Consider the following 15,755-nt stretch of genomic DNA (forward strand, 5'->3'; position numbering starts at 1 on the left):
AAGCCCTCTCCCAAAGGGAGAGGGTGTTAATCAGTCCTCGCCGCCCTCTTCACCGGCGACGTCCGCCTCATCCGCGCCGCCGCTTTCGGGCAGGCGTTCGACCGAGACGACCTTTTCGTCCTTGCCGGTGCGGAAGATGGTGACGCCCTGGCTGGAGCGGCCGACGATGCGGACTTGATCTATCCGTGTACGGATCATCTGACCGCCCGAGGTGACCAGCAGCAGGTCGTCGGTCTCCTCGACCGGGAAGGCCGCGGCCAGGCGTGTGCCGGCGCGACCGCCCAGGCCGTGGGCCGTCAGCCCCTGGCCGCCGCGACCGGTGCGACGATACTCATAGGCCGAGGACCGTTTGCCGAAGCCGGTCTCGGTGACCGTCAGGATGAACTGTTCGGCGGCGCCCAGTTCGGCGATCCGTTCCACCGTCAGAGCCGCGTCGGCGACGGCGTCGTCGTCAGCCTCGACCGGAGCGACATCTTCCTCGCCGTCCGCGCCGGCTAGGGCCTTGCGCATGGCGTTGGCGTGTTTGACGTAGGCCGAGCGTTCCTCGGGCGTCGCGTCGACGCGGCCCAGGATGGCCATGGAGATGACCTCGTCGCCGTCCTGCAGGCGCACGCCCCGGACGCCGGTCGAATCCCGGCCCTTGAAGACGCGGACGTCGTCGGCCTTAAAGCGGATCGCGCGGCCCAAAGCGGTGGTCAGCAGCACGTCGTCGTCGGCGGTGCACAGGCCGACGCCGACCATCCGGTCCTCGCCTTCCAGCTTCATGGCGATCTTGCCGGCGCGGTTGACCGTGGCGAAGTCGGACAGCTTGTTGCGGCGCACATCCCCGGTCGAGGTGGCGAACATGATGTCGTAGTCGCCCCAGGTCGTCTCGTCCTCAGGCAGGGGCAGGACGTTCATGATGCTGTCGCCCGGCTCGATAGGCAGCAGATTGACGAAGGCCTTGCCGCGCGACTGCGGGCTGCCCAGCGGCAGGCGCCAGGTCTTCAGCTTATAGGCCTTGCCGTTGGTGGCGAAGAACAGGACCGGGGTGTGGGTCGAGGCGCTGAAGACGCCGGTGATGGCGTCCTCGTCCTTCATCGTCATGCCGGACTTGCCCTTGCCGCCGCGATGCTGGGTCCGATAGGCGTTCAGGGCGACCCGCTTGACGTAGCCGCCGTGGGTGACGGTGACGACCATGTCCTCGCGCGGGATCAGGTCCTCGTCCTCCATCTCGCCGTCGCCTTCCCCGATCAGGGTGCGACGCGGCACGGCGAACTTGGCCCTCACGTCGATCAGGTCGTCGCGGATGATGGCCAGGACGTTCTTGCGGTCCGACAGGATGGTCAGGTGGCCCTGGATGGTGTCGGCCAGGCCGTTCGCCTCGCCGAAGATGTCGTCGCGGCCCAGGCCGGTCAGACGCGACAGGGTCAGGGCCAGGATGGCGCGGGCCTGTTCGTCGGTCAGTTGCAGGCTGTCGCCGTTGATGACGACGCTGCGCGGGTCGGCGATCAGCTCGACCAAGGCCATCATGTCGCCGACGGGCCAGGGCTTGGCCTGCAGGCGTTCGCGCGCCTCGGTCGGATCGGCCGAGGAGCGGATGATGTGGATGACCTCGTCGATATTGGCGACGGCGACGGCCAGACCGACCAGGACATGGCCGCGGTCGCGGGCCTTGTTCAGCTCGAACTTGACGCGACGGACGACGACTTCCTCACGGAAGTCGAGGAAGATCTGCAGCAGCTGGCGCAGGCCCATCTGCTCAGGCCGGCCGTGGTTTAGCGCCAGCATGTTGACGCCGAACGAGCTTTGCATGGCGGTGTAGCGCCACAGCTGGTTCAGAATGACGTCGCCCGAGGCGTCGCGCTTCAGCTCGATGACGATCCGCATGCCCTGGCGGTCGGATTCGTCGCGGACGTCGGAAATGCCTTCCAGACGCTTTTCGCGCACCATTTCGGCGATGCGTTCGATCAGGGTCTGTTTGTTGACCTGATAGGGCAGTTCGGTGACGACGATGGCTTCGCGATCCTTGCGGATCTCTTCCACCGAGGCGCGGCCGCGCACGACGACCGAACCGCGACCGTCGCGCAGCGCATTGCGCGGGGCGGTGCGGCCCATGATCTCGCCGCCGGTGGGGAAGTCGGGACCGGGCACGATGTCCAGCAGGGCGTCGTCCGACACGTCGGGGTCGTCCAGCAGCGCCAGGGCCGCATCGACGACCTCGCCCAGATTGTGCGGCGGGATATTGGTCGCCATGCCGACGGCGATGCCGCCCGCGCCGTTGACCAGCAGGTTCGGGATCCGGCTCGGCAGGACGACCGGCTCCAGCTCCTTTTCGTCGTAGTTGGGCTGGAAATCGACGGTGTCCTTGTCGATATCGGCCATCAGGGCGACGGCGGCCGGGGCCATCCGCGCCTCGGTGTAACGCATCGAAGCGGGCATATCGCCGTCGACCGAGCCGAAGTTCCCCTGGCCGTCGACCAGCATCAGCCCCATCGAGAAGGGCTGGGCCATCCGCACCAGGGCCATATAGACCGAGGCGTCGCCGTGGGGGTGGAACCGGCCCAGAACGTCGCCGACCACACGGGCGCATTTCGAATAGCTGCGCTCGGGTGTCATGTTCAGGTCGTGCATCGAATAGAGGATGCGACGGTGAACCGGCTTGAGGCCGTCTCGGGCGTCAGGCAGGGCGCGGCTGACGATCACGCTCATGGCGTAGTCGAGGTACGAACGCTTCAGTTCGTCCTCGATCGTGATCGTGGAAATGTCGGAGCCGCCGCTCCCGCCATTGATCGGAGTTGCGGCGTTTTCGTAGCTGTCGTCGGTCAAGGAAGCGTGGCTTTATGCGGCCGGAATCGGAACGTGATCCGCTGTGACGATTTCTAGCATTGCAGGGCTTCGGAGGCAAAGCGACGTCGCCGTGAAAGCCCGTCTCTGAAAGGACTTTTCACATGCGCGCACCGACCCTCGCCGCCGCCCTCCTTCTCGCCGCCCCCCTGGCCTTCGTCGGCGCCTGCGCCTCGACCGCCGACGCGGCCCAGATGCAGGCCCAACGTGCGCCCGTCGGGGCCACGGGACAGGCGGTGCTGGTCAACGCCCAGGGGGCGAACATCGGCCGGGTCGAGATGCGTCAGGGACCGACCGGCCTGATCATCAAGGTCGAGGCCTCGGGCCTGACGCCCGGCTGGCACGGCATCCACATCCATGCGACGGGCGAATGCGCCACGCCCTTCACATCGTCCGGCGGCCACATCAACCACGGCGCCCCGAAGGCGCCGCATGGTCTGCTGAACCCAGGCGGCCCCGACGACGGCGACCTGCCCAACGTCTATGCGGGCGCGGACGGCAAGGTGAACGCCGAACTGTTCACCACGCGGGCGCGCATTTCGTCGGAAGGCTCCGGCCAGTGGCTGTGGGACGAGGACGGCTCGGCCATCATCATCCACGCCAATCCCGACGACCACTCGACCCAGCCGATCGGCGGGGCCGGCGACCGGGTCGCCTGCGCCGCGCTCAGCGCAAGCTGATCGTTTCGGGAGCGGCGACGGCGTCAGGCCTTGGCCGCTCCCGCACGCAGTCCCCGCTCGGCCAGGGCCACGACGGCGACCCCGCCCATGGCGATGGCCGAGCCGGTCAGAATCTGCGGCGTCAGCACATCGCCCATGAAGCCCCAGCCGATCAGCATGGTCACCACCGGCGTCACCAGCAGATAGGGCGTCACTCGCCCGGCCTCGCGCTGCTGCACCAGCCAGAACAGCAGAGTGGTCGCCAGAACCGACGAGACGACGCCGGCCCACAGCAGCGAGGCCCAGACCATGGGGGTGGCGCGCTGCACCGCCGCCCACTGATCCTGCTCGAACACCGCCGAACCGAAGGCCATGACCGGGAAGGCGCCCAGGGCCAGCAGGCCCTGCATCTTCAGCGGCGGAATCGAGGTGGTGCGGCGCGCGACGACCGTGGTCACGCCCCAAGCCGCGCCGGCCGCGATGGCGACCAGGATCGCCTTCCAGTCCTGCAGCGCGTGGGCGTCCAGGGTCATCCAGGCCACGCCGACGAAGGCCACCCCCATGCCGACCAGGGCCGCCTTGCTCAGCCGCTCGCCAAGGATCAGGAAGGCGAACAGGGTGGTGAAGGGAATCCACAGCTGGTTGGCCACCGTCACCGGACTGACGTCCGTCGCCAGCCAGTAGGCGACATAGCCCAGGCCATACTGGATCGGCCCGCCCAGGACGACGATTACGGTCAAACTTTTCCAGTCCGGGAACGGCGGACGCACGAAAGCGATCAGGCAGGCCGTCGCGATCCCGAACCGGATCGCCCCCACGAACAGGGGCGGCAGGGTCTCGGTAGCCAGCTTGGCCCCGGCGTTGTTGACGCCCCACACGACGATGATGGCCACGATGGCGGCGATCTCCAGGCCGGTCAGAGCGTGGGGACGCACAGGCAGGGGCGCGGGCGCAGGAGCGATGTCGGTCATGACGGGCCTATGGCACGGCGCGCCGCCGACGTCGGTTCATTTTCTATGACCCAAGGTTTCGGATCAGAATTCCGGCTTGGCGACCATCAGCCAATAGATGGCCAGCACCCCCGCGAAAGCCGGCCAGCCCAGGCCGAACCACCAGCCGAACAGGCGATGATAGGCGTTCGGCAGAGACGCCCCCTGCCCCGCCGCCTGTTCAGCCAGTCTTGTCATCCGGTACTGGATCCACACGACCGGCAGCCAGCAGATCCCGACGAGAACATAGAGGCCATAGGCCGCCAGCAGCCACGGACTGCTCAGGGGCCAGCCCTGCAGATGGATCAGTCCCAGGCCGCTGATCGGCTGAACCACCACCGCGCTGGCGGTGAAGACGAAATCGGCCAGGACAACGATCCGACCGACCTCGGCCACCGTCCGGGCGTCCCTGGTCGCATGGGCGCGCAGCATGAAGAAGGCGATCCCCGCCCCCGTTCCGAACAGCACCGCACCCGACAGGATATGGACGATCTTGAGCAGGACATAGAGGCTCATCGGCGCGCGTCCGTGGCGGCGACGAACAGGCACAGGACCATCATCGGCAACACCTTCAGCCACGGCCCCAGCGGGTCGATCCAATAGTGCGGGAGGCTGAGCGTGCCCGCGATCAGATAGCCGACGGTGGCCAGACACATGAAGACCGCCACCCGCGCCGTCCATGGCCGCACGAACAGCATCAGGCCTAGCACGACATCCAGCAAGGCGCCCCACCAGGCCACCGGCCCGGCCCAGCGGCCGTATCCCCCCTCGTGCAATATGGCGACAGCGCCGTTCCAGCCCGGGCCGAAGCTGATCAGCCCCGTGATCAGCCAGAACAGCCCCAGGGTCAGTATGGCGAGGGGTCGCACGAACCACAGCCGTGCATGCCAGACATCCTGAACCGAGACGGGGGTCTCGGCCAGAAACCGCGAGAAACCGCGCGACGACACGCCCAACGTCTCGGCCCAGCCGCTGTCCTGACCGGAAACGTCATGGTCCATCTGGCGCATGGCCGTGGTGCGGATAGGCGAGGACCAGCCCAGCCGGCCCAGCAGGTCTCCGACGACCAGGGCCGGCGCGGCCAGACTGCGAGGCAGGCGCGCCACCGGCGCGGGCCGCAGTCCCATCCAGCCGCGATACAGGCGCACGGTCTCGACCATCGTCACCGCTTCCGGTCCTGCCATGTCGAGCGACTGATGCGACGGCGCGCCGGGGCTCAGGGCCGCGACCACCGCGGCGGCGAGATCGCCCAGGGGGACGGGCCGGAAAATCTGGTCTCCGCCGACGACGGGGCTGAACAGGGGAAAGGCCGCCAGAGCCCGGATCAGGCCTGTGCCGCCGAAGGCCGCCCGATCCACCATCAGCGACGGCCGAAGGATCAGCCAGTCCAGACCGCTGGCCGCCACCAGCCTTTCGGTTTCGGCCTTGGTGCGCGCATAGTTCGTGCCCGCCGCGTCGTCGGCGCCGACGGCCGACATATGCACCAGCCGCCGGACGCCCGCCGCCTCGCAGGCCGCGATCAGGGCGCGTGGGCCGTCGACATGGGCGGCGCGGGTGCTGTCGCCCGCTCCGTCCTGCAACACGCCGACGCAGTTCACCACGGCGTCCACGTCCGCCAAGAGCGGGGCCCAGGCCTGCGCGGTCGTGAGTCTGGAAAAGTCCGCGACGACCCAGTCGAAGCCCGGCGCCCGCCGCGCGGGTTCGGCGATGCGACGCGCGCCGGCGCGCACGATCCAGCCCTTAGACGACAGGGCTGCGGCGATGTGCGAACCGATGAAGCCGTTGGCGCCCAGCACCAGCACCCGTCCGCTCATCCCAGGACCCTGTCGGCCAGATCGACGCCGCTCGGGGGCAGGCTGCACCACGTCGGCCCCGGAATCCGGCGACGGCGGCGCGCGACGAAGTCGTAGAGGGCGTCACGGACGAAGCGCGGCGCGATCCGTGCCGACACCGCCAGCCTGTAGGGCGCCGGCAAACGGGCGGCGATCCCCAGGGCGCCGTCAGACCGCTCGCGCGCCACGCCGTCCTGAATCAGCAGCATCGTTGAGGGATCGTCGGGGTCCAGCCCGTAGTGGATCAACAAGGCCCGCCCTAACGGCGACTGCGTCGGCGCAAGACGGAACACCCCGGCCCGGTCGCGCTTCAGGATCATGCGCGCCGAGTTGGAGCACAAAGCGCAGTCGCCGTCGAACAGGACCAGGGGCCGGTCGTCCGGAAAGTCCGGGACGGCGGGATCGTCACGATAGCTGTACGGCCCCCGCCCCATGGTTCGTTCGGCTATCGGCCTTAGAACGGAATATCGTCGTTCAGGTCGTAGCTTTCCTTGGGGCCGCTCGGCTTGTTGGCGCCGCCGGTGGAGAAGCCCGAGGAATAGTCGTCGTCGCCGCGACCGCCGCCGCCGTAACCGCCGCCTTGCGAGGCGCCGCCTTCAGAACGGCCGCCCAGCATGGTCAGTTCACCCTTGAAGCGGCTGACCACGATCTCGGTCGAATATTTCTCGACGCCCTGCTGGTCGGTCCATTTGCGGGTCTGGAGCGCGCCCTCGATATAGACGGTCGAGCCCTTCTTCACATAGTTCTCGACGACCTTGACGATGTTGTCGTTGAAGATGACGACCCGGTGCCACTCGGTCTTTTCCTTGCGCTCGCCCGAGGACTTGTCGCGCCAGGTCTCGGACGTAGCGATCGACAGGTTGGCGATACGGTCGCCGTTCGGCATGGACCGGATTTCGGGGTCGCGGCCCAGATTGCCGACCAGAATGACCTTGTTGACGCTGCCCGCCATGGAAACTTCCTTCTCTCGAGGAGCGGCGAGTCCTTCGACCGCCCCGTAATTCAGCCGGATGTCTTAGGCCTGCGGCGGATCACCGCCAGCCGCTTTCGACATCAGACCCGCCAAACCGGTGGATTAACGAAATGTTCCACCTTTGTTCACTTTGTGCAAGCCCCTGCGAACGCGGGCTCCTCGCCTATTTGGGTTCGGGCGGAGGCGCGGCTATGGCGATGGGTCGTCCGGTCTCGTCGCGCTGGATGGCGCCCGGAATGGCCAGTCGCCCGTCGCCGGTGCGGGCCATGGCGAAGAACCGGCTGCCGGTCAGGCTCTGGCCGAATTTCACGCCTTCGCGGTCCACGAAGATGAAACGGCCCTGATAGGCGCCGGTCACCTCCTGGTTCGAACCGCCCATGCGCAGGAACCGCAGACGCATCTCCTCCAGCTGGCCGGCGCACAGTTCGATCTGGGCGACGTTCTCGCCCATCTTCTGCAGGCGCGGCGCCTCGCCGTCCGGCGTCGCGACGAAATAGCAGACGCCCGGCTCGAATTCGAACTGGGGTTCGTTGCTGCACGCCGCCAGGGCGGCGGCGCCGGCGACGACGACGGAAAGAACAAGGGCGCGCATCAATTCAGACCCGGAAATTGGCAGTTGCGATCCTGCTCCGCCAGGGTGCGGAAACGGCTGTTGTCGCCCGACTGTTCCACCCGGCGCGGCACCAGACGCAGCGTCGTATCGCCCCAGCGGCCATACTGGGCGTCGCCTGGACGGACGCAGGTTCCGGCGTACAGGGCCTGGACGCAGGCGTTCAGGCTCATGCCGCTGGACAGGACCCGCCAGTCGGATCCGGTGTGGCGCAGGCATGGCGCGCCGCCGACGGCCGGCGCGGGCGCGGGGATGCTGGGTGCGGACGGACCTGGCTCGACGCGCGGCGCAGGATCAGCCTCGGCCAGTTCGACCGGCGGCAGTTCCGGCGGCGGCGCGAAGGCGGCGGTCGGGGCGGCGGCCAGGGCCCCCGTCTCGTCGATGCCGACGTCCAGGGCGTCGGTCGCCAGCCCGTTGCGCTGGGCGCAGTCGGCCAGGGTCGCCATGCCGACGAAGCGGCCATCGACGAAGCAGCGCAGTTCCCGGGTCGGTTCCAGCGTCGGGGCGTCGGCCAGATCGACCGTCAGCCCCCCCTTTGCGGCGGGCGGCGCTTCCGGCGTCTTGTCGCCGCCGCCCGTAAAGATCAGGGCCAGCACGACGGCGGCGATGATCACCAGCCCGGCGCCGACGGCGATGATGACGCGATTGTCTTTCGGAAGGGCCATGACGGGCTTTCGCAACTGAGGCGCCCAATAACCCGGAACCGGCGTCGGGCGTCAACTGCCTAGCGTCGCATAGGGCGACGGCGCGTCGGATCAGGCCGTCAGGCGGCTGAGCGCGGCCTGGAAGTTGGCCAGTTGAGTCTGCTGATAGGCGGTCGATGAACCGTTGCCCGTATAGCTGTTGGTGACGGCGGCGGTCGACGGCGCCAGCGACTTGTAGGCCGACCTAACCGATGTCAGGGCCAGGGCCAGGGCGTCGTTCGTCGCCTTGATGGCGTCCGCATTGCTGAGGTTCAGCGTGTTCGTCAGATTGAGGCCGTAGGCCTTCTTTTCCTTGTCGCCCGTATTGCCGATATAGCCCGGCGACAGGCCCAGGGCGCCCAGGGCGTCCTTGCCGAAGGCTCCGGACGAGATCGTGGCGCCCTGTTTGCCGTTCGCGGCCTCGATCTGGATACGCTCGGTCGGCGGCGAGACCTTCTTGTCGACGACCACGGTCGCGACCAGCTGACGGTTCGAGGCGTTGGTGATCTTCTTGGCCAGGCTCGCCATCGTGTCGTTCGCGGCGATGGTCACGGTTATGGCTCGCGTGCCGTTGCCCGGCGTGATGCTGAACTGGTCGCCGACCCGGGCGGAGGTGGCGACGGTCAGAAGCTTGGAGTCCGCCTGCATGATCTCGCCCTGCGGCAGGCCCAGCTTGTCCAGCACGCTGGCGCCGCCGGACACGACCGTCAGGCTGCCCGTTACGGCCTGGTCGCCCTGGGCGCGCCAGGTCTGGCTGTACTCGACGGCGCCGGTCAGCGGGTCCAGTCGCGCCAGATAGGCCTGGGTCGGATCGGTCTTCGCCGCATCGCTGGGCCGATCGGCGACGCCAGTGATCCAGACCTTGCCGTCCTTGACCTGAACATCCGACGCCGTGTCGACGCCGGCGCCGCCATAATAGGTCAGCCGTTCGTTGGCGGAGGGTTGAAGGTCGGGGTCCAGAACGGCCACGAACACGTCCGTGCCGCCAGCATGGGCGTTGGTCGCCCCACCTACGTCCAGAGCGGCGTTGTCGGTTTGGCCCGTCAGGATGACGCGACCGTTGTCGACCGTGATCCCGGCGATCGCGCCCTGGGCCGCGCCGAGATCGCGGGTCGACGACAGAGTAGGCGCGCCCGAGGCGTCGAGGGTGAACTGACGGACCATGATCCGGCCGTTCTCGACGCCTGCGGTATAGAGGTTCGAGCCCGAGGTCGTCATGGCCTGGACGTTGTCGTCGCCGGCCGTCCCGAACTGGGTCGAGCCGACCATCAGTCCGCTGAGCGGCGAGGTGGGGGTCAGCCTTTGCTCGCTGAAGGCCTGGAGATAGCCGTCCCATCCGCCCAGCGCGCCTTCGGCGCCTGGCATCATGGATCGCGACCGACCCGCGACATAGACCGTGCCGTCGGCGCCGAAGCTGACCTCGGTGGCCTCGTCGGCCGCCTTGGCGCCGCGCCGCTGGGTCCACAGCTCCTGCCCCGAGGCGTCGAAGACGGTCACGAAACTGTCCGCGACATTGGCGTCGTCGCCGCTCTTGCCTGCATCCAGGGCGCCGGTCACCGAACCCGCGACCGCGATCCGGCCGTCGTCGGCGATGGCGAGGGAGAAGCCGTTGGCGCTCGACGCGGCCCCCAGCAGCTTGGTCTGGGTCAGGTTTCCGGCGGAATCGAACTTCATCAGGGCGACGTCGCGTTGCCCCTTGATCGGCTGGTCGTCCTCGCCCTCCGTCAGGTCGGCGAGCACCCAGACGGAGCCGTCCGCGGCGACCGCGCTGTCGCGCACGGCGGCGACCCCTTCAGGCAGGGCGACCTGGCCGGCCCGGCCATCGACCCAGAAGGTCTCGCCCAGTCCCTGCGTCGCGGTCGGGGCGCTTCCCCCATCCGCCTGGAACTTCAGCATTTCAGCCCTGCCGCCGGTGGTCTGGGTCACATAGACGGCGTCGGAGGTTTCCGCAGCGGAGAAGGATACGGTCTCGCCCGCCCCGCCCCACACCTTCAGCGCCCACTGATCCGGCCCCGCCGGCAGGGTCACGGTCTTGTCTCCCACCTTCACCGACTTGGTCGCGCCGGGAGTCTGCTCGCGACCGATGCGCGTCTCCACGCCTGCCGCTTCGAGCTGCGCGTTCATGAAGGTGGTGACATTGTCGAAGGTGCGCGGGGTCGAACCCATGCCCGAGAGGTCGATGTCGATGGTGTTCTGCGCGCCGCCGGCGATCGAGACCCCGATGGAAAACCGAACGTCGCCTTCAAAAGCCGCGACCGTATCGGTCAGGGCGCCCTCGTGCACCGGCGCCGTCACGAAGGTGGTGGACGTCTTCTCGATGGCGGCGGTGGTCTTGACGGTGTTCTGGGCCACCCCGTCGACCATCCGAAAGCCTTCGAACTTGGCCGTGGCGAGATAGGCCGAGAGTTCGGCCAGACCCGATGCGAACCGCTTGTTCAGCAGGGCGGATTCCGAGGCGCTGACGCCACGCGTGGCGGCGCGGTCCGCAAGGGCCGACAAGGTGTTGAGCGCCTGATAGGTCGTGAAAAGCTTGCGATAATCGGCGGAGGCCGAGGCCAGATCGACGTCCACCGCCGCTTCGTTGACGATGCGACGCCCCGCCAGGGCCGACCGCACCATTTCGCTGGCGGTTGGGACGTTCTCCGTCGCCGTCCAGGGCGCGGTAGGCTGGGTGCGTTTGGCGGGAGTCGTGGACGTGTTCGAGGTCGACGACGTCGTGCTCGACGTCCCCCCGTACAGTCCCAGCAGATAGCTGTTGTTGATCATCGATCGGCTCCGCTACGCCAGATTGCGCCGATGGCCGATAACGAACCCTTAAGCCGGGTTTAGTTCTGGAACAGGGACAGGATGACCTGAGGCGCCTGGTTGGCGATCGACAGGGCCTGGACGCCGAGCTGCTGCTGAACCTGAAGCGCCTGAAGGCGCGCGCTTTCCTTGGCCAGGTCGGCGTCCACCAGATTGCCGATGCCGGATTCGAGCGAATCGGACAGCTTGCTGACGAAGGTCGTGTGACGTTCGATCTGTTTGGCCTGGGCGCCCAGTTCCGCGAGACGCGAGCTGGCCGTGGTGATTGCGGCCGTCACCGCCGTCAGCGCCGAGGTGGCGGCCGCCTGGGTCGTCAGCGCCTCCCCCGTCAGGCCGAGCCCGGCCACGGTCAGGTTCTGCCGGTTCAGAGAAATGGTTTCGGTCGCGTCCGCGCTGGCCAGGAAATCGAGCGCAACGGCCGAACTCCCGTCCAGAATATTGGCGCCGTCGAAGGTGGCGTTGGCCGAGAATGATCCGATCGAGCCCAGAAGGGCCTGGAATTCCTGGTCATATGAGGCGCGCGTGGCGGCCGTGGAGCTGGGATCGGCCGCCGCCGTCGCCTTGGCCTTCAGTTCCAGCAGGATATCCGAAATCTGCTCGCCCGCGGCCAGCGACACATCCGCGATCGACGTGGCCCGGTTCAGGCTGGTCGTCACCGCCTCCAGCGATCCCTTGTCCGCTCGCTGCCCCTGGGCGACGGCCCAGACGGCGGCGTTGTCCTTGGCGCCCTGAACCTTCAAGCCCGTACTCACTCGGCCTTGGGTCGCCGCCAACTGGTCGTTGGTGCGGTTCAGGTTCTGCAGGGCGATCATCGCCGAGGTGTTGGTGTGGACGCTGGTGGTCATGGCTTCAAGCCCCGGACTTTCTGTTCCCTGCAGGATTAACCATGAGTCGTGAGCGTATGGTTAACGACAAAGAAACCACGATATCGCCGTCCGGCAAGCCGGCGGCGTCGCATCCTTCGACCTGAACAGCCTTCGCCTAAACGGAGGTCTTCAGCAGATTTCCGCCCCGGTAGCTGGGGTCTTCAGCGAGAGTCTGAACGACTTCCCGCGGCAGTTTCAGCACGATATTGCCCGTGATCGGATCGCTGATCGTGTAGACGAAGCGTCCGTTTCCGGCGGATTCGATAGTCAGGCGATAGTTGGTCGATTCCGCCGCATCCTCGGCCGGCGGCGAAGCCGGCGGTGGGGACGGGACAGGAGTGACGTCGGTATTTTCGGAAGCAAAGAAGTTTACCGAGGACACGCTCGCGACATTGTCAGCCATGGCTCCTCGCGCGGACGATCCGCGCCCTTCTGGGTTCAAACGGGAGTGAAGGGCCGGGGCGGCGTCAACCGCCCCGGCCAATCATCTTAACGGAACAGGCTCAGCAGGATCTGGCTGGACGAGTTCGCGATGGACAGCGCCTGCACGCCGAGCTGTTGCTTGGTCTGCAGGGCGGTCAGCTTGGCGCTTTCCTTGGCCAGATCGGCGTCGACCAGGTTGCCGATACCGGCTTCCAGGGCGTCTTCCATCTTGCCGGCGAAAGTCACCTGACGATCCAGCGACTTCGACTGCGAGCCCAGGGTCGCCATGTCGGCCGTGAAGGCTTCGATCGCGGTCTGGACTTCAGCGGCGGTGGCGCCGGCCGGGGTGCCGTCGGCGGGGGTGCCCATGCCGACGGTCTGGGTCGTGCCGGCGGTGTCGGTGATGACGTCGACCGAAGCGGTCCACAGGTTCTCGCCGTCGAAGTTGGCTCCGGCGAGCGCGCTGTCGATCTCGGTCTGCAGGGCGTCATAGTCGGCTTGCAGAGCCGTGGTCGTGGCGGTCGAGCCGCCGGCTTCGATGGCGACAGCCAGCGACTTCATTTCCGTCAGGGCGGCGACGACCGTGTCGCCGGCCGCCAGGGCGACGTCGACGATGGACTGACCGCGTTGCAGCGATTGCTTGACGGAGCTCATGGCGCCCATTTCGGCGCGCTGGTTGGTGGCGATGGCGAAGAGGGCGCCGTTGTCCTTGGCCGACGAAACGGCTTGGCCGGTGCTGACGCGGGTTTGCGTCATGGCCAGGGACTTGTTGGTGGCGTTCAGGCTCTGAAGAGCGATGTTGGCGCCAAAGTTCGTATTAACGCTGTTAGCCATTTTGGCTGTCCTTTTCACTTCGTGATGTCCGGCGTCGTTTTGACGGCCGGGAGCTTTTTGCCCGCTTGGGGTGAAGCAATTGCCGGGCCAGTCGCCGTTAACCAGCGCCCTCGCAACACGCTGTTTTTATTGCGTTATATGCTTGTTTAGATTAACCCTCCCCGGCAGTTTCCGCCCAGCACGGGCAGATTTTGCCGGGCGGGTGGGAAAAATCTGCCGGGCAAATGCTTCCGACCAAGCAAAAAGGCGGCCGGACCGAAGTCCGACCGCCTTTCTGACGCATGGTTTGACGACGCCGGCCATGGAGGCCGACACGCCCTTTGGCTTAGGAGCGGAACAGGCTGATCAGGATCTGGCTGGACGAGTTCGCGATCGACAAGGCCTGGACGCCCAGTTGCTGCTTCGTCTGCAGGGCCGTCAGGCGTGCGCTTTCCTTGGCCAGATCGGCGTCGACCAGATTGCCGATGCCGGCTTCGACAGCGTCTTGCAGCTTGCTGGTGAAGGTGACCTGACGATCCAGCGACTTGGACTGGGTGCCCAAGGTCGCCAGATCGGCCGTGAAGGCCTCGATCGCCGTTTGAACGTCGGCGGCGGTCGCGGTGGCGGGCGTGCCGTCGCTGGCGGCGGCGATGCCGATGTCGAAGGTGCCGCCGGCGGTGTCGGTGATGACGCTGGTCACAGCGCCGTCGGTCCACAGGTTGACGCCGTCGAAGTTGGCGCCGGCCAGGGCGCTATCGATCTCGGTCTGCAGGGCGTCGTAGTCGTTTTGAAGCGCGGTGGTGGTCGCGGTGCTGCCGCCGGCCTCGATGGCCACGGCCAGGGCCTTCATTTCAGTCAGGGCGGCGACGACGGTGTCGCCTGCGGCCAGGGCGACATCGACGATCGACTGACCGCGTTGTTGGGATTGCATGACCGAGTTGAGCGCGCCCATTTCGGCGCGTTGGTTCGTCGCGATGGCGAAGATCGCGCCATTATCCTTGGCGCTGGAAACCTTCATCCCCGTCGAGACACGGTTCTGCGTCACGTCCAACATCTTGTTGGACGCGTTGAGGTTCTGCAGCGCGATCATGGCGCCGACGTTCACATTTACGCTGTTGTTAGCCATTTTGGCTGTCCTTTTTCACTTCGTGTGATGTCCAGCGCCATTTTAGCGCCGGGAGCATTTTGCTCGCTCTCTAGAGAGCAAAGGCGGGGCCATCCGGTTTCGGGCCTGGTCCAAAATCTTATCTTTGATTTATAACGATATTTCATCCGGTCTCGGTGAGGCGCTCGGCAACTCCCGCCATGCGGCGGCAGAAGTTGCCGAGTCGTTTTTGCCCCTCGCTTCTAAGGCCGCCGCTTTTGGGAAGGTTCAGGGTCGATGCGGCTCACGGGAAGGCCTTTCGATCCAATTCGAAATGGGGTCCGTCGCGCAGCGTCTTCCAGTCGCCGCCCCAGAAGATCGGAACGCCCCGCTCCCGCGCCGCCGCCTTGAAGGCTTCGGCGATCCGGCCGTACAGAGGCCAGTCCCAGCGTATCTGGCCGTCGATCAGGGCCGCCACGTCCACCGCGTGACCGGTTAGGTGACGCGACTTCAGCGTGCGGCTGGCGCCGGCCGCGACCAGCGCCGCCTGACGCTCGGCCGTGCGCAGCCCCTCGGTGATCATGAAATCGACCGTGCTCCGACTGATCGCCGCTTCGACCACGGCGATCAGACTCGGATGAACCCCCTTCAGCCGCGCGCGCGACCGGGCGGAAAGCCGGAAACTCATGGTCGGCCCACCGGCGGCCTAAGCCGCACATTGGCGACCAGGGTCGCCAGCTGCTGGGCCGTCGGCGCCACCAGATAAAGGACCAGGATCAGGGCCAGCAGCCCCATCAGACCGTCGGTCATCTTCAGCAGCATTTCGGCCGGCATCCGCGCCACCGTCCGCATCAGCAGCACCCACAGACCGGCGCTGACGGTGAAGGCGTATAGTCTGCGCCACAGCCAACGGCTTTCGGCCAGGGTCTGGTCGTGCGGGCGGCGCGTCGCGGGCGTCGTTCGTCTGGTCATCCTTCGTCCTCCTCGTCATGGACTCCGCCCGCGCAGGGACCGTTGAATCCCGTGTGCGCACGTCGGTCGGCGTCGTTCAGCATCTCGGGCGCTTCCCAGGCCTCGGCCTCGAGCACCTCAACCGGCAAGGCCGGGGGCCGCCGGCTCATCCGACGGCCGTGATGCGAACCACGCCTCCACCGCCCGCCCCGCCCGCGCCCGACAAGCTAAGGCCCGCACC

The 15,755-nt window shown here is 67.1% G+C and carries 17 protein-coding genes; 1 reads left to right on the plus strand and 16 read right to left on the minus strand.

Features of this window, described 5'->3' with window-relative positions; genetic code table 11:
* Positions 1-30: 30 nt before the first annotated feature.
* Positions 31-2,808: a DNA gyrase subunit A gene (gene gyrA, locus H2037_RS11255; RefSeq protein ID WP_292121732.1), complete on the minus strand. Its 2,778-nt coding sequence runs from the start codon at positions 2,806-2,808 to the stop codon at positions 31-33.
* Positions 2,809-2,930: 122 nt separating this feature from the next.
* On the opposite strand from gyrA, the gene H2037_RS11260 reads away from it, so the two are divergent.
* The gene (locus tag H2037_RS11260) at positions 2,931-3,506 is read left to right on the plus strand and encodes a superoxide dismutase family protein (protein ID WP_292121735.1); all 576 of its coding nucleotides are present in this window, start codon (positions 2,931-2,933) and stop codon (positions 3,504-3,506) included.
* A 23-nt stretch (positions 3,507-3,529) separates the two neighbouring features.
* Here H2037_RS11260 and H2037_RS11265 read toward each other — a convergent pair whose 3' ends face one another.
* From H2037_RS11265 to H2037_RS11335, 15 genes are all read right to left on the minus strand, one after another.
* The gene (locus tag H2037_RS11265) at positions 3,530-4,456 is read right to left on the minus strand and encodes a DMT family transporter (protein WP_292121738.1); all 927 of its coding nucleotides are present in this window, start codon (positions 4,454-4,456) and stop codon (positions 3,530-3,532) included.
* A 63-nt stretch (positions 4,457-4,519) separates the two neighbouring features.
* Positions 4,520-4,990: a DUF2269 domain-containing protein gene (locus tag H2037_RS11270; protein ID WP_292121740.1), complete on the minus strand. Its 471-nt coding sequence runs from the start codon at positions 4,988-4,990 to the stop codon at positions 4,520-4,522.
* A complete protein-coding gene (locus tag H2037_RS11275; protein ID WP_292121743.1) occupies positions 4,987-6,288 on the minus strand; it encodes an SDR family oxidoreductase in 1,302 nt (433 codons plus the stop codon). The genes H2037_RS11270 and H2037_RS11275 overlap by 4 nt, the downstream gene beginning before the upstream one ends.
* Positions 6,285-6,740, minus strand: a complete 456-nt coding sequence (locus H2037_RS11280; RefSeq protein WP_292121745.1) for a DCC1-like thiol-disulfide oxidoreductase family protein — start codon at positions 6,738-6,740, stop codon at positions 6,285-6,287. Before H2037_RS11280 ends, H2037_RS11275 begins: the two co-directional genes overlap by 4 nt.
* Positions 6,741-6,760: 20 nt before the next feature.
* Positions 6,761-7,258, minus strand: coding sequence for a single-stranded DNA-binding protein (gene ssb / locus H2037_RS11285; RefSeq protein WP_292121748.1), 498 nt, complete (start codon positions 7,256-7,258; stop codon positions 6,761-6,763).
* Between the two features lie 184 nt (positions 7,259-7,442).
* Positions 7,443-7,871, minus strand: coding sequence for a hypothetical protein (locus H2037_RS11290; RefSeq protein ID WP_292121751.1), 429 nt, complete (start codon positions 7,869-7,871; stop codon positions 7,443-7,445).
* Positions 7,871-8,554 (minus strand): hypothetical protein, encoded by a 684-nt coding sequence (locus H2037_RS11295; protein WP_292121752.1) that lies wholly within the window; start codon positions 8,552-8,554, stop codon positions 7,871-7,873. The genes H2037_RS11290 and H2037_RS11295 overlap by 1 nt, the downstream gene beginning before the upstream one ends.
* Before the next feature lie 90 nt (positions 8,555-8,644).
* Positions 8,645-11,338: a transcriptional regulator gene (locus H2037_RS11300; protein ID WP_292121755.1), complete on the minus strand. Its 2,694-nt coding sequence runs from the start codon at positions 11,336-11,338 to the stop codon at positions 8,645-8,647.
* A 59-nt stretch (positions 11,339-11,397) separates the two neighbouring features.
* Entirely contained in the window at positions 11,398-12,222 is an 825-nt protein-coding gene (locus tag H2037_RS11305) for a flagellin (RefSeq protein WP_292121758.1), read from the minus strand.
* A 136-nt stretch (positions 12,223-12,358) separates the two neighbouring features.
* Positions 12,359-12,646 carry a hypothetical protein gene (locus H2037_RS11310; RefSeq protein ID WP_292121761.1) on the minus strand — a complete coding sequence of 96 codons (288 nt, stop codon included), beginning with the start codon at positions 12,644-12,646 and terminating at the stop codon, positions 12,359-12,361.
* An 86-nt stretch (positions 12,647-12,732) separates the two neighbouring features.
* Positions 12,733-13,500 carry a flagellin gene (locus H2037_RS11315; protein ID WP_292121764.1) on the minus strand — a complete coding sequence of 256 codons (768 nt, stop codon included), beginning with the start codon at positions 13,498-13,500 and terminating at the stop codon, positions 12,733-12,735.
* A 325-nt stretch (positions 13,501-13,825) separates the two neighbouring features.
* On the minus strand, positions 13,826-14,605 hold the full coding sequence (locus H2037_RS11320; protein ID WP_292121766.1) for a flagellin: 780 nt from the start codon (positions 14,603-14,605) through the stop codon (positions 13,826-13,828).
* Between the two features lie 262 nt (positions 14,606-14,867).
* A complete protein-coding gene (locus tag H2037_RS11325; RefSeq protein ID WP_292121768.1) occupies positions 14,868-15,251 on the minus strand; it encodes a M15 family metallopeptidase in 384 nt (127 codons plus the stop codon).
* The gene (locus tag H2037_RS11330; protein WP_292121771.1) at positions 15,248-15,535 is read right to left on the minus strand and encodes a hypothetical protein; all 288 of its coding nucleotides are present in this window, start codon (positions 15,533-15,535) and stop codon (positions 15,248-15,250) included. Before H2037_RS11330 ends, H2037_RS11325 begins: the two co-directional genes overlap by 4 nt.
* Positions 15,532-15,684, minus strand: coding sequence for a hypothetical protein (locus H2037_RS11335; RefSeq protein WP_292121774.1), 153 nt, complete (start codon positions 15,682-15,684; stop codon positions 15,532-15,534). Before H2037_RS11335 ends, H2037_RS11330 begins: the two co-directional genes overlap by 4 nt.
* Positions 15,685-15,755: the final 71 nt, after the last annotated feature.

This window comes from Brevundimonas sp., from assembly GCF_013912065.1.
Classification (GTDB): Bacteria; Pseudomonadota; Alphaproteobacteria; order Caulobacterales; family Caulobacteraceae; genus Brevundimonas.